Below are 25593 nucleotides of genomic sequence, written 5' to 3' on the forward strand. Positions count from 1 at the left end.
TTGATCTTCGGCCGTCTGATTCGTGCAGGGACTCACCTTTATAACCGGAGAAGACCCTATTCTATAGTGATTCAGCGTCCGCCCTTCGGTGAAAACCCGGGACCAGCCGGACAGCAGCACCGAACGAGGCCGGACCGATTCTGAAATATCCATCTGCCGCGTGCAGGAACATTTCATCCACTGGTGTCATAATGAGTGATGAAGCGATAGAGAATAAGAGCGGAAAAGGCGGTGTGAAGACCCGTGCGGAGAAGCGGGCCGAGCACGAGAAGCGCATCAGGCGTACGCTCGTCGCCTGCTTTATGGGAATTATTACGGGAGGGCTCGCGTTCTACCTTGCCGGCACCCCTGACCCGGCAACCGGCCTGCAGCAGAACGCCATCATCGGACTGATTCTCCTCCTTGCGGGTATCGTGTTTCAGAAACACGTCTTCATGCTCCTGAAGATCGACTACATGGAGCTGACCGGGAAAGACTGGTTCTATCAGGGGTTCATGGCATTCGCCCTCTGGTTTATCACCTGGACGCTCCTTCTGACAGCAAACGTACTGTGATGCACCATGCGTATAGCAGTCGTTCATAGGAACCGGTGTCACCCGGTCAAGTGCGGGAAGGAGTGCATACTCTACTGCCCCCGCGTACGGACGGGCGATGAGACGGTTCTCATCGGAGAAGACAACAAGGCCGTCATCTCGGAGGAACTCTGCGTCGGATGCGGTATCTGCGTCAAGAAGTGCCCGTTCGAAGCGATCGATATCGTCAACCTCCCCGAGAAGCTGAGCCAGCCGACGCACCGCTACGGTGTGAACGGGTTCGTGCTCTACGGCCTCCCTATCCCGATCGAAGGGAAAGTCACGGGTATCCTCGGCGCGAACGGTATCGGGAAGAGCACATCGGTGCAGATCCTCTCCGGCCTTCTCGTGCCGAACCTCGGGGAGCCGGGCGGCAGTGTGGACTGGAAAGATGTGCTGAAACAGTACGCCGGTTCCGAGCTCTTCGACTACCTGCAGATGGTCTCGCAGAAGAATGTCAAAGTCTCGCTCAAGCCGCAGTACATCGACCATATTCCAAAGGTCTTCTCCGGCACCGTCCGGCAGCTGCTCTCGGCCACCGATGAGCGGGGAATGCTCGAGACCTATATCGACGGGCTCTCGCTCCGGGCGATCCTGGATCGGCCCATTACCGCTCTTTCCGGCGGGGAGCTCCAGCGTGTCGCTCTGACCGCGTGCCTCGCGAAGGACGCCGACTTCTACTTCTTCGACGAGATCACCCCGTTCCTCGACATCTACCAGCGGATGGCCGCGGCAAACCTCATCCGCGAGCTCGCCCAGGATCGTCCCGTCATCATCGTCGAGCACGACCTCGCCATCCTCGATATGCTTGCCGATACCGTGCATATCGCCTACGGCCAGCCGGCGGTGTACGGTATCATCACCTACCCGAAGGGTGTCCGGGTCGGGATCAATCAGTACCTGGAAGGGTATCTCCCCGAAGAGAACGTCAGGTTCCGCGAGTATCAGGTGCTCTTCGAACGGCGGGCGCACGCAAGCGACGCACAGCGCGAGATGCTGCTCGAGTTTCCGACGATGACGAAGAGTTTCGGGGCGTTCTCCCTCCAGGTCGACGGCGGCGAGATCCGGGCGGGTGAAGTGCTCGGCGTGGTCGGCGCGAACGGTATCGGTAAGAGTACGTTTGCAGAACTCCTCGCGGGCACGCTCGAACCGGATACGGGCTCGATGGACCAGCGGGTCAGGATCTCCTACAAGCCCCAGTATATCAAGGGGAACACGGAGGCTACGGTCGAAGAGCTCCTCCGCCAGTGCACGACGAAGTTCGACTCGTCGTTCTACCAGCACGAGATCATCGAACCGCTCACGCTCGCCCCCATCCTGCAGTCGTCGGCGAGCTCGCTCTCCGGCGGCGAGCTGCAGCGGGTCGCGATCGCAATCTGCCTCTCCCGCGACGCCGATCTCTACATCCTCGACGAACCGAGCGCCCACCTCGACGTCGAACAGCGGGTGAAGATCGCACGGCTCATACGCAAGCACGCCGAGGGGAGAAACTCGAGCACGCTCGTCATCGACCACGACATCTACCTGATCGATATGATCAGCGACCGGATACTGGTCTTCGACGGCGAACCCGGCGTCCACGGAGAGGCGACGGGGCCTTTCGAGATGGCGGACGGCATGAATATCTTCTTAAAGCAGCTCGGTATCACCTTCCGCCGGGACAAGAGCGGCAGGCCGCGGATCAATAAACCCGGTTCGTTCCTCGACCGGGAGCAGATCTCCGTCGGCGATTACTACTACTCGGATATCTCGAAGAGCTGAAACATCCATACTTTTTTCAGGGACTCTTCGCAGAGCAGACCCCCATAAGACCCGAAAGCACTGACCCGCACGAATCGCCGTACTCATGACCCGGATCGCAGAAATGTGGCGAGAGGAGTTCGGGACTCTCCGGAAAGGAGGAGTTTTCGTCCTAAAGGCCCTGGGGAGCGGCGCTCCTGTTCAGCGCCTTCATGTCAGCCGAACTCCGGTCGATCAGGCTGTGGAGTTCGTTCCTGTCGACCTCCATCCCACCCGGAACGTAGCGATCGATGAGGTCGTGGACGCCGGACTCGTTGAACTGTCCGGTCTCATTCGGGTCTTCTCCGAAGATTCCCCGCACCGAACCGCCGATGCCCTCGATGAAGTTCGTATCCGGCACTCCGGTCTGGTTCCTGACGAGACTGGCCACCTCCGACGGCATCTCGTCGGGGAGATCCGGGAAGACCGGCGAGCCCGTCACCTGAACCGCGAACCCGTTGATCGACCGCTGTAGCGTCCACGCCGAGTCTCCGAGGGCTTCGTTCGCCACGGCGGCTAGCGCTGCAAAGATATCCGCACCGGGAAGTGCCTCACCGCCGGCATCCATCCGCGTCTCCTCCGGCAGCGGGGCCGTGCCGGCATTCTGGCAGGCTACGGGCGTCGCGAGAACCGTTGCCTGTGAATTGTCCCCTGCACCGGTGCTCCGTACTGCCACCCCCTCTGCCGGGGCACTGATGACGAGGGGGCTTGTCTCCTCGACCGGTGGCAGGTACCCGACGGCTCCCGGAACGACGAACCAGCACCTCCCGGCCGTATCGATGAAGACGCTCTTCACGATATCGGAACCGATGCCGTCCCCGGCAGTCAGATGCATCCCGACGCCGTCGCCGTCCCAGCCGAAGATACCCCGGTCGGTCGCGAGGAACAGCATGCCATGCGGCGTTGCGGCGAGATCGTTGATGCCGTTCAGCGGTTCGCCGAGGTCGTCGACGTCGAGGATCTGCTCGATCGTATCCGGCGGCGAGAAGCGGAGAACCTCTGTCCTGTTGAAGATGTATACCCCGCCAAAGGGATCGGGGCGGACCTGCTGCATCCGGTCGAGCGGTCTGCCTCCGTCCGTCACCTGCCGGAACCGGTCGGGTTCCGCGCCTCTTTCAAGCACCCAGACACCTTCGCCGGACGATCCTGCCACGAGCGACCCGGTGCCGGCGTCGACCGCCATGCTCACGATCTCCCGGCACCCGAGTCCAGCCTCGCCGTAGGGCTTGTACCAGACCCACGTACCGTTCACGCAGCAGTGCAGGCCCGAGTGACCCGTCGCAACCCAGATTTCGGCATCCCGCCGGGTGATATCGTTGATCTGAAGGTTTTTGAGGAGCTGCTGATCCCGGATCGTCTCATAGCCCGTGCCGTCCGAGATCTGGAGGCCGCCCGGGTACCCGAGCCAGAGCCTCCCGCGGTGATCGAGCTCGACGGCCGTCACCATATCCCGAAGAAGCCCTTCGCTGCTGTTCCGGTTCATCTTAACGGCGTGCCAGGCTCCGCCGGCGTCGTAGACGGAAAGACCCCGATCCGTGGCAAAGATCACCTCGCCGGACGGGCCGTTGATCATCTCCTTGACGCCGTCGGAGAGTATCAGCAGATCGGATTGAGGAGTAAAGAGAACAACGGCAGCAGTTGCCGGGTTCACGCAGAAGAGGAGAAGGAGAAGAGCGATTAGAGATCGAAGCATATGCCGTCAGCCCGCTTCACCGTTGTCCGGCCGCCTTCAGCCGGCCGGTAGATGACCGATCGTCCGAACTTTCCTCCCGTCTCCTCGGCGTCGATCCGCAGGCGCCTGCCCTGCAGGAGCGACCGGATCGCCTCCACGTTCCGCTCGCCGATATTGAGACTGGTGCCGGAGTACTCGAACATGCTTGCTCCACCAACGAGCCTCGCTACGATCGAACCCCTGGTACAGCCAAGCGCCTCCATCTCGCCGAGCAGCGCACAGAGCGCGGTATCCGCAAACTTCCCCGGCCTGTCGGTGGGAGACCCCCGGCTCTCCGGCAGCATGATATGCGCAAGTCCGCCTACCGAGCGCCTGGCATCATGGAGAATCAGCGCAACGCAGGAGCCAAGCCCTACGGTAGCCATAGGGAACGAGCCGACCCGGTAATCACCGATACCGATGACGACGGCATTCTCTTCCACAAAGAATCGTTTTTCCATCGAGATCAGGCACCAGGATTACGTCGCGACGAGCGCTTCGAGCAACCGGATAATTTCACGGAGTAACTCGGGGTTCGGGAGCAGGAAGATGCTTCCGTAGACGGGAGGAGCATCGCTCTGCAGTTCGGTACTGAAGATGACGACTTCGTTGACATCGGCCGCCATCTGGGCGATGATCGACTGGAAGGCTGCATGAGCCATATCGACTGCGAGCGCCGGGGGAGACGGGAGCATGACGATGCCGAGCAGCTCGGCAGTGGAGTCAAGGAAGGCGGAGATCATGATGTTTCCGATCTCGATGACAGCACTCTGGTCCATCTCGGTGAGTTCCCGGTCGCTTCCGGCCGTCCCGAGCATCATGTTCGTCAGCTCGATAACGGCGCTTACCGGCATGCTGACGACGATGTAACCGCCGTCTGCAAGATCTCCCTGGATCTGAAAGACAACCAGAGCCGAGATCTCGTCGCCGATGTACTGGTATACATCCGCGATATCCACGACCTTGACCTCCGGGACGGTCATCTCCACCGGGCTCATCAGCATCTGGGCGAGTGTCGTCGCGGCATGGGCCGCACCGATGTTTCCAAGTTCGTTCAATGCATCCGTCTGATAGATATCTAGTTCCATAGAGGTTCACCTACACCATTGTATTCACATCGAGAACGGGCACGACATCCCCGTCACCGGGAATAGTCACGCCGCTGATTCCCCGGCAACTGCCTACCAGGCGGCTGAGCGGTTTTACCACGACTTCCTGCTGACCCTCGACGGAGTCAACGACGATACAACACTTCTTGCCGTTATTCTGCAGCACGACAAGTGTATCACCACTTTTTGTCGACACGCCGAACATATCCTCAAGTCTGTGCATGGGAAGGAGGTTATCCCGAAGCAGAATCGTCTCGGTCGACCCGATATGATGAACGGCATCCTGACGTGCCGTCGCTACCTCGACGACGTTGCTGACCGGGATCGCGCATCGCATGCCGTTGATATGCACCATCATCACGTCGACGATGGCCATCGTCGGCGGCAGGACGAGTTCGAACTTCGTCCCTTTTCCGACGACGGACTCCACCCGGATCGTTCCTTTGAGCGCCTCGATCGAACGTTTCACTACGTCGAGCCCGACGCCCCGTCCACTGATATCGGTTATCTTCTCGGCGGTCGAGAAACCCGGCTGGAATATCAGGCCTATCAGCTCCTCTTTCGACGCCGCCCGTGCACTCTCGGGGGTCATGAGCCCTTTCTCGACTGCCGAACGGCGGAGCTTCTCCGGGTCCATTCCTGCGCCGTCTTCCTCGATCTCGAGGATGACATTATCACGGTCGCGGCGGGCTGTCAGTTTCAGGAGCCCTTTCCGCGGCTTACCTGCGGCCTCTCTTACCCCAGGCGACTCGATGCCGTGGTTGACGGCGTTCCGTATGATATGGAGAAGCGGGTCGTTGAGCCCGTCCATCATACTCCGGTCGAGTTCGGTATCGCCTCCCTCGACGACGAACTCGACCTCTTTCCCGTCGTAGTTCGCAACGTCGCGGACGACGCGTGGGAGCCGGCTGAATATCCGCTCGAGCGGGATCATCCGGATACCCATCATGAGGTTCTGGAGGTCGGAGACCGAGCGGCCGACCATGCTGAGTGCTTCGTCGAACTCTTTGATCCCGTGCTTCCTCGCTATCAGTTCGAGGCGGCCGCGGTTGATGACGAGATCCTCGACGAGGTTCATCATCTGGTCGAGCCGCTGGATGTCGACCCGGATATTTTTTATCTCCCGGTTTTTGTCGCTCTTCCCGGCCTTCTGCGGGGCTTGCACCGGGTCATCGGGCAGCGGCGGCTCATCGGCCGCCGCCTCGGACGGGTCGTACGGGGTGACCGTCGCACTCACGACATCCGCTCCCGACGCAACGGTCGCCAGCGCCTCGTCGCCGGCGTCGCTCGCGACGAGCAGCGAGAACGACCCGTCGAACCGGCCGTCCTCGAGGAGATCGCGAGACGGCGTCGTCTCGAGGATACTCCCGAGTGCTTCGAGGTTCTGAAGAATGATAATGGCACGAACGTCTTTCATGCCGCAGGCAGGGTCGAGCGTGACCGTGACGTCATAGCAGGGAAGCGAACCGGCGGCAGCGGCCACCGGACTGCTTACAGGCTCCTCGCCGGGTGCGGACCCGGCCGCCGGGGGTGCATCGGGCTGGTCGCCGATAAAGGCCTTGAGACTTGCGATCAGACTCCCGGACTTCTCGGAAGCTGGACGTTCCCCCGCCTCGATCTCGTCGAGCATCTCCTCGATGACATCGGTGCAGCAGAGGAGAAGGTCGGCGAGTGCCGGCGTTACGTCACGCTGCCCGCTCCGGATGAGCTGGAAGATATCCTCCATAGCGTGGCAGAGGTGCTCCATCTCGTCGTAGCCCATGGATGCGGACATACCCTTCAGCGTATGCGCCGATCTGAATATCTCATCGATAGCGGCCGCATCTTCCCCGTGCTCGAGGGCAAGGAGACTGTTCACAATAACTTCGTGGTTCTCCCGCGACTCATCAACAAAGAGTTTCCGGTACATCTCCTCATCAAGCATCGTCATCTGTCTACCTCCTCGAGCGCTTTTGTGATCTCACGGGCGATCCCCTTGAGCGGTACAACTCTATCCACGCAGCTGCGGCTGAGTGCCGACCGTGCCATCCCGTAGACGAGGCAGTCATCCTCGGCACAGACCATCGTGACACCGCCTGCCGCCTTCACCGCGAGCGTTCCCTCTCCCCCGTCGTGACCCATGCCGCTTAAGAGGACGGAGACGACGCGAGGGCCGAATACGTTTGCTGCCGAGACGAATGTCTTGTCGACGGCAGGCCGCACGGCGTGAACCTGCGGGGCTTTCGAGTGGACGATCCGGCCGTGGTTTCGCCCCATCTTCCCGGGAACGGCCGATATAATGGAGTGGAACCCGGCTTTCGATACCACGGCCGTTCCGTTCTTGAGTACCTCCCCGTTTTCGGTCTCCTTGACGTGCAGCGGCGATACCCGGTTGAGCCGTTCCGCCAGGGGTGCGGTGAACCCTTCCGGCATATGCTGCGTGACGATGACGGCTGCACGGATATCGGAGCGGAGTCCCGAGAGCACCTGATCCAGCATATGCGGCCCTCCTGCAGACGAGCCGATCAGGACGACGACCTCGGCATCCTCCTCCGATACGGAGGAGATTCCGGAGAATACCGGAACCCTGACGAGACTCTTGATCTTCTCAACGAGCTCCCGCTCAACCCCTCGAACCTGGTGGATGTCGCGGGGTTTGAGCATGAAGTCGTCGGCGCCGAGCTGCAGCGCCTTATGGGTCATATCGGCGTGCCGGGACGTCAGGGTGGAGAGGACGATGACCTTCGGCCGCTGCTCCGCGTCTTTGAGCGCCCCGAGCACCTCAAGCCCGCTCATGCGGGGCATCTCGATATCGAGCGTGACGACGTCGGGAGAGAGTGTCCGGATCTTTTCAAGTGCGTCGATGCCGTTCACCGCAGTTCCGACAACCTCGATACCCGGGTCGTCCTTGAGCATGTCTCGAAGGAGTGTCCGGATAAACAGCGAATCGTCGACGACCAGAACCCGGATCATGCTCATGCACTGAGAACGCTCTTCACTTCTTCAAGGACTTTCGGAGCCTGGAACGGCTTGACGATATACCCGCGGGCACCGCTTTTGATCGCAAGCTTGACCATCTGCTCCTGCCCGACGGCCGTGCACATGATGACCTTTGCACCGGGATCTGCGGTCTTTATCGCCTTTAACGCCTCGATACCGTTCACTTTGGGCATAACGACGTCCATGGTCACGAGATCGGGCTTGAGTTCCTGGTACTTTGCGATAGCCTCGGCACCGTCACCGGCTTCGCCGACGATATCGTGTCCGCCCGTGAAAAGAATATTCTTCAGAAGCGTCCGCATGAACATCGTGTCGTCTACAATCAGAATCCTTCCCATTGCGCACCTTGTTCAGTATTTGTGTAGTACGCTATATAGACCTTATTATTCCGTAACTACCGAGAAATTAGTTTGTTGAAGATTTTACCGCATCGGAGATGTGACGGACGCCCTTTGCGGTCAGCTGGATCTCTTTTCTGACACAGATGACCTCGGCGACACCGAGCGAGAGGAGCTTTTCATAGATTGCATCGAGCTCTTTCTGGGAGATCTGGAGCATATTCTCTATGGCGTGCGAATCCATCCCACTGTAGACCAGCATCGCAACCTGTGCCGTAACCGGGTCGAGCGCTTCGGCGGGCTCGGAGTCCTGCGTGGCCTCTTTTAAGAAATTATACAGAACCTGCAGCGTCGTGAGCGGGCAGAGGACGAAACTCGTCACCACCTCGTTATCGATGAGGTGATCGATCTTGACCACATCGAGTTCCTTCTCCTGGATCTCGCGTGACGTAAGACTGATGCTCGCCACCTCCCCGAGGGGAATGCAGACCTGCTTATTCGGGCTTACAAACCAGATCCCGGTCTTGAGGACGGCAATAGCACCCTTCTCCCACTGGGCGTTCTGAACCAGCACGCCTCCTCGTATCGCCGGCGACATGAAGAATGCGTTCAGCCGGTAGGCGCTGCAGGACATGATGACGAACTTCTTCACAACCTCGAGGACTTTATCGACGGATGCTATCCGATACGTCCGTTCGGATTCGCCGCCGGTCGTTATGGAGACCTGATTCTTCTTCTGCTCGAGGTCGACTATCGATTTATAAAGGATCTCCGCCGAGACGGGCGCCCCGATCGTGATCCGATCTTCTGCGATGCCCATCCGGGTAGGGACCCACGCCCCTTCATGTTCAACCTTAATCGGAACTTCCTTCATAGCATCCACCTCGTCCCGGTGACGTCAGTGTTTCGGCCTCATCGCCCGCAGCAGATCCTCCATCTCATCGGCGAGCTCCTTCCCGCTGAACTTCATGCCTTTCAGATCCCGGAGGAGACTGACATCTTCGACCGCTTTCCGTTTCTTGACGTCGGATTTGAGCTCTGCGAGGAGATCGTCGTCGGCAAGGCCTCCCGAAGCAAAGGAGACCATATCGAAATCCTCGGGTTCCTCTTCCTCCTCGACCTCCTCCTCGTCGGGCTCCTCGGGCTCCGGGATGAAAGCCGCGAGCCCTCCTGCCCCCGAACCGCTCTCATCCTCGATCTCGATCTCATCGAGGTCTATCTCATCGAGATCGCCGAGTTCCCCGCCGAGGATGTCGCCGACTGCGTCCGATTCAAGCCCTCCGAGCATATCCACCGGGAGTGCGGCCTCCGGTGCGGGCATGCTCGCCAGCCGCGCACGCTCTTTTGGAGCAGCCGGTGCGGAGGGGAACCCTTCCGACGGCTCGCTCCCAAGATCGAAGTCGGGCGGCAGATCGAGATCATCAAGTTCGTCCTGATGCGCCTTGAGGATATCGGAGACAGCACTCTCATCCTCAGCAGAGAGCGCCGAAACCTGCCCGGTGCTGAACTTCGAGGCGATCCGCGAGACCTCGCCGTCGAGATCGAGATCGTCGAGCGATGAGGTGTCGAGCTCATCAAGAGCGCTGAGCGGATCGTCCACCCTCCCTCTTCCAGCGGTGGGCGCTACCACGCTCTCCGGCTCCTCGATTGGATCATGGATCGCCTTATCGAGCATCTCGTCGATCTTGCCGAGCTCCGCCCTCTTCTCGTGCTCGGGCGCACGGCTCTTCACGACGGTCTTTTTGAGAGACGCAATGAATGCCGCGAGGATAGCCACGACCTGCTGCAGGGCTCCCCGTATATCGGGGATGCGCCGGGAAGCCTTCGCACTGGCTTTCGTCGGTTTCGGTGCGTGTGCTTTTCGCCGCCGCATCGCCACCCGCACCGAGGCTGCGAGCCGGGAGGGGTGGAGATCGGCGACCGGCAACGCGCCGGTGCCAAGCAGCATCAGAAAGCCAGCCAGCACGGTTCCGGCGATGATCACGATCGGCGGGATGTCAAAGAGGATCAGCAGCGACCCTGCGGTGACCGTTACCAGAAAGAGTACCGGGCGGCGAAACTTCTCTTTCATGTCAAACAGCTCCGAATGTAGGTATGTTGAAGAATATCCCCACCAGGATTGGGGCGATCACAAAGATAATACCGGTGATGGTGCAGAGCAGGCTCCCGAAAAAGTAGTACATGTACCGGTCTCCGCCGGCGACGATCTTGCCGGCGAGGGTGTTGCTGATCGTCAGGAGCACGCAGATCGTCACCACGTACGTCGACATCTCGGCCTCGGGGAAGTCGGTGAAGAAGTTCATCGCCCCCGCCATGCTGCCGCTGATCGAGGAGGAACTCCCCGAGAGGGCGCTTGTCGCCTCATTGAACGTCTCGAGCACCGCCGTCACGGCTTTCGACATGGTGAGGAGGATCTCAAAAAGGAAGACGAAAATACCGACCATCGCCCCGTGCATGGGGATGAGCAGCACCACGAACCCCTTCACGAGCATATCGCGCTTGCGCCGCAGGAGAACCTGCTCAAGCATCGACGAGCCGACGATCTTGCCGATCCTGTCGGCGGATCCGCCGAGAGAGACTGCATCGCGGAAGATGTTCATGTACTTGTAGATGAGATTGCTCCCGGTCTCGCCGATGAACCGCTTCCAGCTCCCCCCCTCGTCGATGCCGAGGTTGAGCTTCGAGGTGACGGAGTTGATGAACGGTTCGAGGTTCGTTAAGGATTTCTTGTCGATCTCCTGCAGGGCGTCCGCGGTCGTGATCCCTTTCCCGCCCATGACCGACCCGAGGCTCCGGATAAACGTGGAGAAATCCTCGTCGCGGTTAACGACATTGTCGTCGTCGATGTACCCGATGATCCCGAGCGGCATGATGAGCAGCCCTACGAGCAAGAAGATGACGCCTGCGTTCACGCCGATGATGATCAGGATCAGGCATATCGCCGCCACCACGGGAAGAACCATCCGCTCCATGCGTCGTATCGTCGCCTGCTCCCGCGAGCAGACATCGGCGAGACCGTGGGTCTTCTGATCGTCGGGAACCGCCTTGTACATGATCGCGAGCCCGAACCCGGATATGGCGACGATGATCATATACGAGGTGTTGAGCGCCGACTCGATCCCGTCGGGAGCGTAGATCGCGACCGAGATCATGATGATGATCGCAACGAGCGTGCCGGAGAGGAGCATCGCAAGGTAGGCATCTCCCCATTTCTTTAACATCTCGACACCCTGCTCGAAGGTGTTCCGGTAGATCTCCCGAACCGTCGAGAGTTCGGTCCCGATGAAGTCGTCGTCGGGAACACCCGAGTCGATGGAGTTTGCGTAGCGGTTGAGCATGCTCTGGAGCGTCTCGTTCCTGCACTTCTCGGCGATGACGCGGAGCCCGTCCGCATAACTGTACCCCCACCCCTTCACGAGGCGCTCGACCTTCGCGATGTACCGGGTCGGGACGTACTCGAACCGTTCTGCCGTATAGCCGAAGATCTCGGGACGGGTGACCGACGCCGTGGTGATCGCCGCCATGTAGGTGTACATGAAGAGGAGGTCCTGCCCCATCTTCTTGTTCTCAAGAAGCCTCTCCTGCAGGCTCCCGAGGGATTTGAGCTGATCCTCAAACGGCAGCTGGCCTTTGTTCGCCTCACGGAGCCGGTCGGTGACGTCCTCGAACATCTCATACCTCGATGGTGAGCAGTCCCTGCTTCTTGATCTTCGTGGTCATATGGAAGAGATCCCAGAACTGGGTGTACCCCGCCTTATGCAGCCGTTCGAGGATCTTCGCCCGTTTTTCGACCTCGTTGTACATCTCGGCGCGTTTATTCTCCGGGATGCCGAGCATAGAGGCGATCTTGTTCTCGAGGAGGTAGCTGCTTCCCTTGCCCGTGAACGTGAACGAGTCGGTGACCGGATCCCAGACGAACGCCGCAAGGAACGAGAAACCCTGGGTCTCGGGATCGAACCCCACGAGCTCGTTGATGCTCAGCATCCGCCGCACCGTCCCTCCCCCGGGGAGTTTCACCGCGCTCTGGATGATCACGAGGTTTAAATTATCCACATAGGTCTTTGGAATAAGGATCGGGTCTCCGCAGAGACGCTGGATCAGTTTCTCGACCGACGCCGCGTGGAAGGTGCTCATCACCGGGTGGCCGGTCTGCATGGCCGAGAAGGCGACGCTCCCCTCGATACCACGGATCTCACCGACGAGGATCTGGTTCGGACGCTGACGGAGGGCGGCTTTTAAGAGATCGAACATCGTGACATCTGACCCCTCGCCTTCCCCCTTCCCTTTTCCTTTCGCGACCTCGCGGCTCCAGTTCTTGTGCGGCACCGTGAGCTCGGGGGTATCCTCGATCGTGACGATCTTATTCTCCGGCGAGAGGAACGTCGTCAGCGCGTTGAGCGACGTCGTCTTGCCGCTCGCGGTCTCCCCGCTCACGAACATCGACATGCCGTACTCGAGGCAGATCCAGAGGTAGCCGGCCATCATGTAGTCGCAGGCGCCGCTCTCGATCACCTGCAGGATGCTTAACGGCACCTCGTTGACCTTACGGATCGTGAAGTTGCTGCCGTGCTTGCTGATCTCGGTGCCGTAGACGATGTTGATACGCGACCCGTCCGGGAGCGTCGCATCGACGATCGGATTTCGGTAGGTGAGCGGCTTTTTAATCCGTTCTGCGAGCTTGATGACGAATTTGTCGAGTTCTCCCGAATCCTGGAAGCCGACGACCGACTTTAAGCCCTTGAAGATCTTATGCTCGATGAAGATTGGCCCGACGCCGTCGCAGGTGATATCCTCGATGTACTCGTCGCTGAGGAAGGGTTTGAGCGTCCCGAGTTCGATCTTGTCCCGCACCATGAGGTACTCGAGCGCCTTGTACTCCTGCTGCGTAAGGATGATCCGCCCGTCCGCCATCTGGGGTACCGCGGCCTGGTGCTTCTGGATCTTCCCCTTCGCACCGATATCGGAGTTGAGAAACTGCTTGATCCTGGCTTTCAGGTCTTTCGGCGTCCCTCCGGCAAGCCGTGACTCGTCGATCGCCTCGCCGGGCTGCTTGACGTAGATGACCTGGCTGATGAACTTCTTTAAGACCTCCGCCCGCGCCTTCTCGGTCACCGGTTCCTCCTCCATGGCGTCGATCATGTCGATCAACTTCTGCTCCACGTGGGGGAGGAAGTCCTTGACACTGTGGAGAAACGACGGCTCTATCGGAATGTACCAGTTCCGGACGTCGTTCGGGTCGGGGAAGATGTGGACGAAGGTCGTATCGTTGACCGGATAGATGATATTCGGGTTTTCCATCGACTTTAGGTCTCGCTTCAGCTCCGAGAGGAAGAGCGGGATCCCGACGGTGTTGACGGGGAGGATATGGAGGTACTCGAGGAGGTGCGGGCTGTCCTTGACGTACTCGCGGGCATTGGCCGGCAGCATCCGGTAGAGGGCGCAGGACTCGACGTTGTTGTAGCAGTCGTTTCCTTCGTCGATGAACTCCGGTTCGAAGGGGAGGGCAACCGATGCCGTGAGCGATGCCGTCATGGATCTACACCTTTGCGACGGAGACCGGGATGATCTTGATCCCGTATCCGGGGTGGACTTCGAAGCTGACGATGTTTCCGGTCGTCTTACGCGCTCCCCTGACTTTCACGACCTCGAGCATCATCACGTACTTGCCGCCGACGAGCGCCTTCTTCATGAAGAGGTGGGCGTCGCAGATCGACCGTATCCGGACGAGTGCGTCCTCGACGAAGGCGTAGGTATGCAGCGTGATCAGGATCGTCTTGCCGTGGTCGACGAGGTGCTTGCAGTTCGTGAAGAAGGTGAGCACCGTATCCTGCTGCGCGTACTCGGTGAAGAGCGTCAAGGAGTCGATGATGATCACTTCAGCGCGGCTCCGCTCGATGAACCCGATCATCCGCTCGAGGGTGCCCTGCATCTTCTCCTTCGTCCACTCGAACCCGACGACGTGCATCGGAAAGACCCGGAGGTAGCCCCAGGCGAAGTACTCGGAGATGTCGAGGCTCATCGACTCCATCTGCGAGAGGAAACTCTTGCTCGTATTCTCGGTCGAGAAGAGGTCGACGTTGAACCCCTGCTTGAGCGCCCCCCAGACGATCTGCTGGGTGAGCACGCTCTTGCCCGTATCGTTCTCGCCCTCGATCAGCGAGAGCGACTGGAGCGGGAGACCGTCGGCGATCTTCTTGTCGAGTTCGGAGTTCCCGGTCGAGAGGATGGTCTGCCCATGCATCTCGCCGTATCCATCGTCGCTGTCGTAACTGCTTGCGGGCATGTCGTTCACCTAGATATATGCGGAGTCATAGACGCCGTTCCCGGTCGTGACCTGCACCCAGGTCGGGTCGTCGCCGCTGTAGGGCACGGAGAGGTTCAGGACCTCCCCGGGATCAAGCTGGTTCGGGTGGATCTGATCGGGGCTGATGGCAACGACGGTCCAGTTCGTCCCGTAGGGGTTGTAGATCGGAGAGCCGCTGGTGACGAGGTAGACGTCCATATGGGCAAAACTCACGATCGGCTCGTTCCCGCTGTTCTCGACCTCGACATAGAGCACCTTTCCTGCTGCATCGAGGGACGTGGCAGCGACATCGATATTCGTCCGCATCCGCATCTCCTGCTGGATGGCAAGGTCGCCCTGCGCCATGACGACGAGCTCCGCCGTGCCGAGGGTGCCCCCGACGAGGATATACGCCGTGATGACCAGCAGGAGAATGCCGATCCCCGAAGCGACGAGCGATCCGACGCTCATGTCAATCACTTACCGTAAACTCGGTCGACCGCGAAAGACCCGTCATCAGGACGAACTGGAAGTAGGCAACACTGCCGGAGGCGTCCGGAAGATCGGTCGTCTGCCCCGTGATGTGGAGGGTCTCGCCGGCATCCCAGTAGCCGTTCGCACTGCTCTCCGCGATCGCGTACGTCCACTCCCCATCCGCCACCACACCGGCCGTATACGACAGCCGATCGAAATCACCGACCGCCCCGAGGAAGACGTCGCTATCCTCGAGGTCGGTCTCCGCGATCCGCTGCGTTCCGACGTTCTTGATCCAGATCTCGGCCTTCTCCGACGCAGCACTCGCGTAGGTCGTCACGATCTTCACGTCGACCCGCAGCCGCTCGTCCGCCTGGTGCGTCGAGGAGGCGATGGTGTCCGAGAGCGTGTAGATGACCGGGAAGATAGCGTTAATGAGTACGCCGGCCGAAATGATCGCGGCCATCAGGAACATTGCGGTGGTGAAGGTTTCGCTCGACATCCATCATATCCTGTCCAGCATCTCGAGCCATTCGTCACCAGTATACTTGTCTTTCGGCGTAACTTTTCCGTCCCGGCCCTTTTCGCCGGACTGCATCCGCTGGACCATCAATACCTCGATCATATCGCGGTCGAGCGAGGAGTCGCCGGGGTCGAGGATCCGGTTCAGGACGTAGAGCTCGGAGACGAACTCGTTCGGCCCGATCTCCTGGAGGTCACCGCGGGTGGGGGGTATCATCCGGATGATCTCTTTGATCTGATCGGCGGAGCCTTCCGCGATGTAGCCCATCGTCAGGTAGGCGTCGATCATCATCTCGAACCGCTCGTGCCCGAACTTCTTGCAGCTCTTGTGCGTCCAGTCGAAGAGCTGATGCACCTTCTGGAGTTTCAGCTTCTCGGGGGGCTTTGGCGCGCTCTCGGCGGGCGGGGCGAACTGCCCTGCGGGAAGGCCGAACGCTTCGGGGGGCGAAAGCACGGGCTCTTTCTGCATGCCGGCAAATCCGTTCGCGAGATCGAACCCGAGCGGCTCGTCCGCATCGTGCTCCTCGATCTCGTGCTCCTTCCACGCCTCCGGTTCGTCCTCTCTTCCGCCCTCCGGCAGCATCGGAGCGGATGGTATTCTGCTGAAAGCAGTATTTGAGAAGGGATTGTCGAGTTCGTTCATCCGTTCGCGGATATCGATGAGCAGGCGCTTTAAGGATGTCTTCATGAAGTCGAGCTCTTTCTCGAGGTTATCGAGCCGGACCTCAGGGTCCTCAGTCGACGCTCCGCTGAGGATCTTATCGATCTGTGCCTGGTCTACCCCCATGGTGAATGATTATATCAACGACATGGTTAATAAGGCTTTGCACTGCAGTTACGTGACGGGAGAGGGTTTTTGGGTAAAATGTGGGATCTAGAGAGGCAATTCGGGATACCTTGCTGTACGGTGAAAGGGTGGGAAGCAGATGCTACCCGGTGCAGATGGGCTGATTGCATCAGGTAGAGAATCAACCTGACAGTTCCGACACTGATTCTCTGCCAGGCGGAAATATTGTAGCAGGGGGCAAGACATATCGATCTTCTTCAAGCACCCCCCGAGGGATTATCTGCCGGTATAGGAGGAACGAAATGGAACGCGCCATCCCATGTCCGCTGCCGGAGCGCTACCCCTGCTATGAGCAAAGCACTTGGAATACGGCTCATCACATGAACGGGCTGCATGTGCGCTTGAAGGAGACCCAGCCGCGAACATCGCTGCCATCCACAAGGTCGCCAGAATAAACAGCATAGCCCCAGTCCGGATTGGTGAGGCATGGGAAAGAATAGCAGATCTCATAAGGCTGTGTGAAAAATAATGATCACTGTATATTCGAGTAGTTATACGCCACTTCCCTCTGCGGACCGTCACCGAGGTTCGGGAATTGATAACGAGACAAGCACAGCCGGCAATGCCTCCCGATTGCAATAGTCAGGTGTGAAAATAAGAGTATGAGCATACATTCAAACGGTGCAATGCTGGAACTGCTCCGGGAAGATCCTGCAATCTGGGATCTCTTCACCAGGAAAGAAGAGTACGCTCCCGGCCTCCGCGATGAGTTCGATCGTTTCCCATACTACCTGAGCTCGCACAGGAATATTTTCAAGCCTTGCGTCTCGGAGTATCTTCACGACCGCGGCTACCGGGTCGAGTACCCGGACGGGCAGCCCTTTGCCATCTGCCTGACCCACGATATTGATTCAATCTATCGGCCTTCCCTCTTCAAAGGATACGACGCTCTGCAATCCTTAAAGGTGGGAAATCTCCGGAAAGGCATCGACAGCATTTCGCAGATCCGATCAAAGAAACTCCCCTGGTGCAATTTTCAAGAGATCATGGCACTCGAGGAGCAGTACGACGCAACGTCCAGTTTCTACTTTCTCGCCCTCGCTCCCGGGGATAAGGATTACCGCTACGACATCAGGGATCTTGAAACGGATATCGGAACGATCGCCGATGCGGGCTGGGAGGTCGGCCTCCACGGCGGTCACCAGGCATACTGTGACCTGCAGCAGTTGCAAGCCGAGAAAAAGCGGCTGGAGAAAGTCCTCAACCGGCCCGTCATCGGCTACCGCAACCACTATCTCAGGTTCCGGGTTCCGGAGACCTGGAAGCACCTTGCCGAGGCAGGGTTCAGGTACGACACCACCTTGGGCTATCCCGACTGCGTCGGCTTTCGGAACGGGATGTGCCACCCCTTCAGGCCTTACGACCTCACCGCCGGACGTGAGATCGACATCATGGAGATCCCCCTAACGATCATGGACACCACGCTCGACCGATACATGCGCCTTGATCCCGGGAGAGCGTGGGAGGTTACCCGCTGCCTTATCGACGCAACCGAGCGTTGCGGAGGCGTCGCCACCATCCTCTGGCATAACACCTTCATGGGAGGAGAGCGGTTGAAGTTGTATGAGAAGGCGCTGCGGTACTGTGGGGAGAAGGGCGCATGGATGACGAGTGGGGTAGAAATTCAGGCCTCAATAGGAGAGCGGCAACTACTCTGACTTCATTGCAGATCGGATAGTGCTGAGCAAGTAGGATTTCCCTAAGGAGGAGAGTACATAGAGTGCTACAGAGGGATCATCTTTAGAGAACTCAGCGAAGATTCTCTTTTTCCCTTTCAAATCCTTTAACCAAAGGGAGATACCCCTATGGTAATCGGGATACCCATTCTTGCGGTATAAATACATGCAATTACTGAAATCCTCCAGAACTTTAAGATACACCACTTCGCCATCTTCGATGGGACTTTCGGTGTACTGTATCGCTTCAGCTCCCGTAAGATCAGCATAGGCAATCCATGGAAGGCTTACGCCGCATGCCGGCGTAATCCCGATCCACGACCAACTCCTGGGATTTATTTCGATCAACCAGAACTTTCCCGTCGAAAGATCTTTTTTGAATTCGAATTCAGCAATCCCAGTGTAACCCAGATCGCGCACCATTTCCTTGACACATACGATAATCTCATCGGGCACTCTCTCCCCCTGGCCTACCACACAATTCCCAATATCTGGAGGATACCCTCTCACCTTCCTTCCGGTAAAGAGACCAAGAACTTCGTGCTGCCTGTTGGCATAGATGCCCACGGTGTACATCCGATCTGCCATCCCAGGTATATATTCCTGAAAGAGGAAGTAGTCCAAATAACTGGCATGGCGAGTGATAAATTGATGAAATTCGGAGGTATCGTGGATCACGGTCATCCTGTGGGAATCTAGAAGTCGACAAATATCCGGATGATCTGCACAGAGGTTTGATGAGCGGCGAGCAATGGGTTTCGCGATTAGAGGAAAAATATTCCCATCCGCATTGAGGACCTCTTCAAAGGAGTAGAGACGTGGCACCAGATAGCCCCGCTTCATAGCCCATCGATAGAAGCGATCCTTGCTAATGAGAAGGTCAACAACCGACCCATCCGCAACACAGGGGATGTACCATCGCTCTAACTCCGACTTATGCTTGGCGATGGCGGCAGCCCATTGGTCATTGGTGGGAAAAAGGACGGGCTTATGGTCGAAGTCACACCCCCTCTCGATCAAAAAATGTATGAATGCCTCTTCATCACAAAGTGGATCAGGGCATGGCCAGTACTGCGCGTACCTTGAGGCGGTGCCTACGCTCCGGAACGTATCAAGGGCATAAACAGGAACATCATGCCGGCCAAGTTCCTGAATGATGCTCAGACCATTATAATGGCAATTGAAAATAAGAGCGGGAGGCATCATAGCGGATTGAGAACTCCTAGAATACTTGCACAGGAAGCATTACTGATTTTTGTTTTCATCGTGTATTTTTGCTGTATTAGGCTCTGTAGAACTGCCCTTACACTGTGATAGGGAATACTACCCCAAAACAATAGAGAGGAATGTGCAAAGCCCCTTAGGTGAGGTGAATTCTCCATCCCCTTCCAGATCGCATATCCTGTTTTGGATGAGTAACTATAGCCTTCAAGTAAGGACATCTACGAGGCTTTTTTAACTAACGTTATAAATACCGTGTTGACCCTTTCGGTTCTTAAGTTATCTCTTTCTTGCCTGGCCTTACTAATCTTTGCATAAGCCTGCTCTTTGACAAAAGAGAGAGAATAAAGCCTATTTAATCTAAAGAATGCTATTATTTTGCTAACAAAGAGATTATACAGGGGCACAGATCTAAAGATTTGAATAAGATCCATATTCTGTTGTTCTGCAACATTTCTCCAATAATCTGGATTTCGGTAGTAGCAATATGCCTCCTTTACATATGATGATTTTATCTTTCTTATTTCACCTGGAACAATGAAATCTCTGATAATCACAATACCTCCAGGCTGCAAGTGAGAACAGAGCTTAGCCATAAAATGAGAAATCATTTCATCGTTATACAGGTACAAGACCCCACTGACTACCGTGACATCGACCATTTCTGGGGGGGTGAAAGACTCAAAACTTGCGTTGGAAACATTAATCTCGGGAATATCTTTGCACCTATCTTTAAGCTTTGTGTACAGTCGAGGCGCTGGCTCAATAGCATAAACAGATTTCAAGTGCCGTGCAAGAACTACACTAAACCTACCCAGCCCCGCACCAACATCTAATCCAATATGTGTATCATTTTTACGATTATATTGACAATATTCGACTAAAATATCAGATAATAATCTAGATTCAATAAAATTTTCAAAGGAGGCAATATATTTATTTTTTAGGGACGTTGAACTTTCTAAAGAGCATAACCCTTTGGCGTCCCAATAATTTACAATGCTTTTTAATAACTCTTGACTACCGCTCTTTTGGGCGTCAGAGATTTGTGTATCGCTAATTTTAGTCATCTTGCCATCTCAGAATATGTAATATTCTAGTCGAAATTCCAAACACGACTGCACTGTTGGAAATTTATTTTGTTACGACAACTCATGGCCCATATTATAGTCCCTTCTTCAATACAGGTTCATAACGCTTAGGTTCCAAGCCAATAAACTTCCTTATTTCGTTTAGAGATGTATAGAATAAGTATTCCCAATAAGTACAGCGTAGGTAAAAAGGGCTTTGCGGATTTTCGAGATACATGTCATTCCTTCCTGCAATTTCAAGTGCCTGTACGATTACTTCTCCAGTGATGGCTGCCCTTTTATCATTTAATGTTTTTGGAGTCTCATTCGGCTCCAGAATCACTCTTTTTTGAGCTAATATCTTTCCTGAATCAAAAGTATCCTTAAGTACATGAACCGTAACACCACTATACTTTTCTTCATTTATTAGAGGAGCAAATGTAACGTTCCCTCCCCGATATTCTGGTAGATAACTTGAGTGACAGTTCAAGCCTTCAACTCTAGCTAATTGTATAACTTCATTCGGGATTTTAAACATCCAACCATTTGACAAAAGGATATCAAAGTCGTACATTTTAAGTTGAGGTAAATGATGAAGAATATTTTTTTCAGAAGTGAGGATTAGAGGAAATCCATACACGTCTGCTAATTCTTGCATTGAGGCATATCTGCGATTCATTTTTTTCCTCTCAATACCAAATAATTTAACTGAAAACCTAATCAAACCAATAAAATCACATTTTAATTTATCTATCAAACCGTTTGACTGTGGCACTGGTATATACCCAATTGCTATTACTATTTCGTGACTCGTTTTTGATATTGCATCAAGACCTAAACAAGTTTTGAGATTGTTTTCAGTGCCCAAGTATGCTATTCGCAATTTCATAGGGATAGCCCTCCTTGAAAAGTGTGCTGTCTATGATAGGAATTTAGAATCGACATGATAGCATTTAGCGGAAGATAATTTATCAATTGCTACCAATCATTGTTATCATTTGTCATCATGCTTAGATGTGGACAGAGGGAGCTGCCTCGAAGGTCAATTTCACATCCGTGTTCGCGACACAGTATGGCCTCCAATGGCAAATGCGTTAGTTTTCAGAACAGGATCGGAGTCCTAAAAAAGGCTCAACCTCCTCTGCCCACGCCCTCTGCTCAGGCTCCGACAAGAAGAGTATTTTCATCAGTTGAGCCTATGGCCGAGACGGCATCATAGGTGTTTTCACAAACAGTAATTCTCTTTCATAGGAATAGATTAAGTATTCCAGAATCCAACAAAAAAGTTACCTCAGAAAATCAATCATCAACCTGAAATCTTTACTGCGGAAAACCACATGAGGCCTAAAAAGACCTCAAACCAGATGAAAATCGATATGCAGATAGTGGGATGATATATGACACCTAAGTTGGGTAAAGTTGACAATATAAATATTTCCAACGAATTTTACGAAAATCTAGGAGATTTGCCAAAACAAAAGAGATTATCTCAGTTGGATCAGTACAGATATAAGTATGTGTCCGCATACTTATGCGGAGAATCGGTGTTAGATGTTGGTGCATATTATGGAGACTTTTTAAAACTTGGGCAAAAAATGGGCTATGAAATTAAAGGGACCGAAATCAATGATCTTCGAGTTTCAATTGCTAATGAAAATTTAGGCGGGAATTATGTCAGAAAGGATTTTTTACATGGGAAATTATCTTCATTTTCAGACTCTTCAGTAGATACTGTCGTATGCATGGAAGTACTTGAACATCTTGAAGACGATAAATTTGGTCTTTCAGAGCTTTTTAGGGTCGCAAAAAGGAGAGTTATTATCACAGTACCTTATAACGAGAAGGTCAGAACCGTTCTGTGCGTACATTGTAATAGATACACTCCATTATCCGGCCACTTGCACCAAATGTATGATGAAAGTAGTTTCGATGATTGTATCCCTGAATCATGGGAAAAGATAAAAACATGTACATTTGGCAATACTTTAACAAAATTTATTTATGCGACTGTGCCAATAAGGATATCACTAATTGATTTTGCTCTATCAAGGATTTATAAAGATAAAAATAATTGGATCGTTCAGATATTTGATAAACAGCAGTGAGAAATGAAAGAATATTGTGAATAACTCGCTCTCTACCCCCCTTCACCTCTTCTGCCGTGCTGCATAGTCCCCCAAGATTTCCCCCCTGGGGTTCTCCTGCGGTAGCTTCGCCCCAGGCCACCGCAGCAACCAGCATATTGTAACTCACATTGCGAGACCTCCCTATATCTCCCCCGGCAACTCTCTCTTGCGGTCGAGTGACCGGAATTATTCAGTGCGATATGACCCCACTAACTGGGTGAAGTTTGAAATTGCCTTTAAATTTAATATAATTAAAAACAGATACATTGCAAACATAATTAGTGCATAGATAGTCACTGTCATTATTACAGGTAATCCAAACAATTGACTGACATAAAATCCGACAAGAATTCCAAAAACGCGAGTAATATCCCACATGAGCATCCAATGATTGTACCCATATATTGTCAACTTTGATGTCGGAGATACAACAAACTGTGGAATGACCATCAGAGCTAGCGGGAGACAATACCAACCCGCATCTATCCAGACCTCCCCAAAAATGATAGGAACAACAATTGGAGCAAGGAGCGCAGGAATACCTATCAATGGAACAGCGATGAGTGATAGGTGCCTGACCGTTGTTATGTAAAGAGGCTTCAATTCAAGCGAATCTTCTCGAACCATCTTTGATGCTTCACCGAGGAAGGCCTGTGCCAGTGAAGTTGAGATAACGGATCCGGGAAGCACCAGCAGACTCTGAGCAAGCGCATACAGGCCGACAGTTTGAGAGCCGTATATTGCCAGGAGCATGAGAGCGGGAACCTGCAATGATAGGGTATTTACAATTGATGCAGGGAGATTAAAGGCCGGAAAACTCCAATATTCTTTTGCAACCGACTTGATGCCGTCAATAGATATCTTTCTCAGGCTATCCCACTCAGTTTTCCACATAGCTCGGGAGAAGGTACTTACTCCAAAAACTTGCGAAACAATCTGCCCGATTATCAATCCTATTGGCCCATAGGAAATAAAACCAAGAAGTATTTTGCATGCTGCCCCACTTGCACTCTGGTTTATCTTCGTGTACGTAATTCTCCGATAATCTCTCTGTCGTATTGCCCAGTGGTTAAGGATTGTGTACAGTCCCATACCGAAGAAACCGAGAATAAGCAGCCACAAGTACTGTACGAGAGATTCTAAATGAAAGACGGTAACCAGAATATCCCCTGCAAATAGTATGACAAATGTAAATCCAATCGATGTGACGATCAGTAATAGAAGACACAATGCAAAGAGATTTGCAGCAGTTTCATCCTGCTTTGGCAAAGGGTACGCAAACTCGTACCGAAAAGAGGCAGCAACAACTACTATCGATAATATTGAGGAATACACTGCGAGGACACCCAGATCCGAAGGACTATACAGCCGTGTAATGATGGGCAGCGTCACAATACCTATCAGTTGAGCCAATACCGTCCCGCTGCCGAGGACAAGAACACCTTTGTATAGCGGATTATTCGAGATGAATCGGATAAGTGCTTTAGCAAGGGGATTATTCTTCATTGATATGTTGAATATCTGCATTTGACGCTCCCCATCGGGACTGTTGTCACCTATATGCCTTTAGAGCTTGGATATTGTCCCGTATCACAAACGTGGATCAAGTGAAATAACCTTCATTCCATTGTCATATCATGATTCGCGAAACTCCATAGATCAACTTACTTAACTTTTGAGCATCTCCCTACCGCCCCACATAAATGCAGAAAATCTATGCAAAATCGCCACATTTATCTTCCCGCACCTTTAGGATGTCCTCCAGACCCTTCGCCTTCACTGACCAGTCAAGGTGCTCCATAGCATAGCAGCGCATCTTTTGTGGGTGATATGGATCAGCATAGGTTTCTGATGCAAATTTAATGACTTCCTTAACATCTACGGATGTTTCATCAGCAGGAAGGTACAGAAGATCTGGAAAATTATTGGAAAAATCAGGATCAGGTATGCCATAGATAAATGGAATTCCTCTAGCACAGTACTCTCGGGCTTTAAGGGTTGATGCTTCGCTTAGACCAATTCTATGGACCCCCAAACTCCCTACAGCAATATGGCACTGATCAAAAAGGCTATCAAGTTCTCTTCCACTCATGAATCCATGAAATATCACTTTATCAACGATCCCGAGATCTTCAGCCAGCTGTCTTATAGAAGGGAGTTCTGGCCCATCTCCGGCAACGTGGAGCGTGACTTCAAAGGTGCCGGAATAAACGGCAAGCCCATGTAACACACGATCCAGTCCGTGCCAGCGGCTTACGTTAGCAACGCAGAGGAGACGGAGTTCATTGCCAGCAAATGGCAATGGCTTTCTGACCGAAACTGAGGCGACATCAAATCCGTTCCCTATAGTGATACAAGGTTTCTTGGGATCACTGGAGCGGCTCACTTTATATTGCGTAATCTCATTGGTGACGCCGACAATACCATCTGAACTCCTGATCAGATACCGTTCAAGCTGCCCGACCCCCATGATGACCATTCTCGAGCGCTTCTTCATTTCTAGTTCTTTGTAGAGAAATCCATGGAAGTCGTAAAACACTCTGATACCCAAGATCTGTAGGAACGGTATTAGAAACGCGGTTCCGACACCTCTCATAATAACCGTATCAATTTTTTGTGAGTATATAAACCGCAGTGTTTGAAGGCATGCCCTCAGAGAATAGAGCGCCTGTTTAATCGTGTTTTGACTTGCTTCTCTTTTGCACCCGAGCATTACGATATTTTCATCTTCCGCTTGGTTCGTATCTCCACCCGCAAAAATCAGGTACGTCTCCGGAATCTTCCTGCGAATTTCCTTAAAAAGATGGTAAGCCCTTGATACAGGCGCCTTCCTGCAGTCAAATGGATAATCCCAGAGAATCAGTAATACACGCGGATTTGCCATAA

General features: G+C 54.4%; 23 protein-coding genes. 4 read left to right on the forward strand and 19 right to left on the reverse strand.

Translation table 11 applies throughout. From position 1 onward, the window contains the following. The first annotated feature begins 191 nt into the window (after positions 1-191). The gene (locus ABH15_RS10920) at positions 192-554 is read left to right on the forward strand and encodes an EMC6-like membrane protein (protein ID WP_128694433.1); all 363 of its coding nucleotides are present in this window, start codon (positions 192-194) and stop codon (positions 552-554) included. Positions 555-560: 6 nt separating this feature from the next. Then, positions 561-2333, forward strand: a complete 1773-nt coding sequence (locus ABH15_RS10925) for a ribosome biogenesis/translation initiation ATPase RLI (protein WP_128694434.1) — start codon at positions 561-563, stop codon at positions 2331-2333. A gap of 151 nt (positions 2334-2484) precedes the next feature. On the opposite strand, the gene ABH15_RS10930 is transcribed toward ABH15_RS10925, so the two are convergent. The 14 genes from ABH15_RS10930 to ABH15_RS10995 form a co-directional block, all read right to left on the reverse strand. Then, positions 2485-4044, reverse strand: coding sequence for a hypothetical protein (locus ABH15_RS10930; RefSeq protein WP_128694435.1), 1560 nt, complete (start codon positions 4042-4044; stop codon positions 2485-2487). Beyond that, on the reverse strand, positions 4029-4523 hold the full coding sequence (locus ABH15_RS10935) for a chemotaxis protein CheD (RefSeq protein ID WP_128694436.1): 495 nt from the start codon (positions 4521-4523) through the stop codon (positions 4029-4031). The genes ABH15_RS10930 and ABH15_RS10935 overlap by 16 nt, the downstream gene beginning before the upstream one ends. An 18-nt stretch (positions 4524-4541) precedes the next feature. Next, positions 4542-5150, reverse strand: a complete 609-nt coding sequence (locus ABH15_RS10940; RefSeq protein WP_128694437.1) for a chemotaxis protein CheC — start codon at positions 5148-5150, stop codon at positions 4542-4544. Between the two features lie 10 nt (positions 5151-5160). Further along, a complete protein-coding gene (locus tag ABH15_RS10945) occupies positions 5161-7095 on the reverse strand; it encodes a chemotaxis protein CheA (protein WP_128694770.1) in 1935 nt (644 codons plus the stop codon). Positions 7096-7097: 2 nt separating this feature from the next. Then, complete coding sequence (cheB, locus tag ABH15_RS10950; RefSeq protein WP_128694768.1) at positions 7098-8123, reverse strand: chemotaxis-specific protein-glutamate methyltransferase CheB; 1026 nt, start codon at positions 8121-8123, stop codon at positions 7098-7100. Positions 8124-8125: 2 nt separating this feature from the next. Continuing rightward, the gene (locus ABH15_RS10955; protein WP_128694438.1) at positions 8126-8488 is read right to left on the reverse strand and encodes a response regulator; all 363 of its coding nucleotides are present in this window, start codon (positions 8486-8488) and stop codon (positions 8126-8128) included. A 67-nt stretch (positions 8489-8555) separates the two neighbouring features. After that, positions 8556-9362, reverse strand: a complete 807-nt coding sequence (locus ABH15_RS10960) for a CheF family chemotaxis protein (RefSeq protein WP_128694439.1) — start codon at positions 9360-9362, stop codon at positions 8556-8558. A gap of 24 nt (positions 9363-9386) precedes the next feature. Beyond that, positions 9387-10559, reverse strand: coding sequence for a hypothetical protein (locus ABH15_RS10965; protein WP_128694440.1), 1173 nt, complete (start codon positions 10557-10559; stop codon positions 9387-9389). 1 nt (position 10560) lies between these two features. After that, on the reverse strand, positions 10561-12159 hold the full coding sequence (flaJ, locus tag ABH15_RS10970) for an archaellar assembly protein FlaJ (RefSeq protein WP_128694441.1): 1599 nt from the start codon (positions 12157-12159) through the stop codon (positions 10561-10563). Between the two features lies 1 nt (position 12160). Further along, positions 12161-14020 (reverse strand): type II/IV secretion system ATPase subunit, encoded by a 1860-nt coding sequence (locus ABH15_RS10975; protein WP_128694442.1) that lies wholly within the window; start codon positions 14018-14020, stop codon positions 12161-12163. Between the two features lie 4 nt (positions 14021-14024). Beyond that, positions 14025-14771, reverse strand: coding sequence for an ATPase domain-containing protein (locus ABH15_RS10980; protein WP_241648092.1), 747 nt, complete (start codon positions 14769-14771; stop codon positions 14025-14027). 9 nt (positions 14772-14780) lie between these two features. Next, positions 14781-15242, reverse strand: a complete 462-nt coding sequence (locus ABH15_RS10985) for a flagellar protein FlaF (protein WP_128694443.1) — start codon at positions 15240-15242, stop codon at positions 14781-14783. Between the two features lies 1 nt (position 15243). Next, positions 15244-15747, reverse strand: a complete 504-nt coding sequence (locus ABH15_RS10990) for a flagellin (RefSeq protein WP_128694444.1) — start codon at positions 15745-15747, stop codon at positions 15244-15246. 3 nt (positions 15748-15750) lie between these two features. Beyond that, positions 15751-16554: a hypothetical protein gene (locus ABH15_RS10995; protein ID WP_128694445.1), complete on the reverse strand. Its 804-nt coding sequence runs from the start codon at positions 16552-16554 to the stop codon at positions 15751-15753. Between the two features lie 662 nt (positions 16555-17216). Here ABH15_RS10995 and ABH15_RS11000 point away from each other — a divergent pair. Further along, on the forward strand, positions 17217-18272 hold the full coding sequence (locus ABH15_RS11000; protein WP_241648093.1) for a polysaccharide deacetylase family protein: 1056 nt from the start codon (positions 17217-17219) through the stop codon (positions 18270-18272). Here ABH15_RS11000 and ABH15_RS11005 read toward each other — a convergent pair. The 3 genes from ABH15_RS11005 to ABH15_RS11015 form a co-directional block, all read right to left on the reverse strand. Next, complete coding sequence (locus ABH15_RS11005) at positions 18264-19496, reverse strand: carboxylate--amine ligase (protein WP_128694446.1); 1233 nt, start codon at positions 19494-19496, stop codon at positions 18264-18266. The genes ABH15_RS11000 and ABH15_RS11005 overlap by 9 nt on opposite strands. 236 nt (positions 19497-19732) lie before the next feature. Continuing rightward, a complete protein-coding gene (locus ABH15_RS11010; RefSeq protein WP_128694447.1) occupies positions 19733-20581 on the reverse strand; it encodes a class I SAM-dependent methyltransferase in 849 nt (282 codons plus the stop codon). 94 nt (positions 20582-20675) lie between these two features. Further along, positions 20676-21470, reverse strand: a complete 795-nt coding sequence (locus ABH15_RS11015) for a formyltransferase family protein (RefSeq protein WP_128694448.1) — start codon at positions 21468-21470, stop codon at positions 20676-20678. A 508-nt stretch (positions 21471-21978) separates the two neighbouring features. Between ABH15_RS11015 and ABH15_RS11020 the strand changes: the two genes are divergently transcribed. Next, positions 21979-22686 (forward strand): class I SAM-dependent methyltransferase, encoded by a 708-nt coding sequence (locus ABH15_RS11020; RefSeq protein ID WP_128694449.1) that lies wholly within the window; start codon positions 21979-21981, stop codon positions 22684-22686. Between the two features lie 207 nt (positions 22687-22893). On the opposite strand, the gene ABH15_RS11025 is transcribed toward ABH15_RS11020, so the two are convergent. After that, entirely contained in the window at positions 22894-24234 is a 1341-nt protein-coding gene (locus ABH15_RS11025) for an oligosaccharide flippase family protein (protein ID WP_128694450.1), read from the reverse strand. Positions 24235-24421: 187 nt separating this feature from the next. Next, positions 24422-25591: a glycosyltransferase family 4 protein gene (locus tag ABH15_RS11030; protein ID WP_128694451.1), complete on the reverse strand. Its 1170-nt coding sequence runs from the start codon at positions 25589-25591 to the stop codon at positions 24422-24424. Between the last annotated feature and the right edge of the window lie 2 nt (positions 25592-25593).

The sequence above is a fragment of the Methanoculleus taiwanensis genome (genome assembly GCF_004102725.1).
GTDB classification, from domain to species: domain Archaea; phylum Halobacteriota; class Methanomicrobia; order Methanomicrobiales; family Methanoculleaceae; genus Methanoculleus_A; species Methanoculleus_A taiwanensis.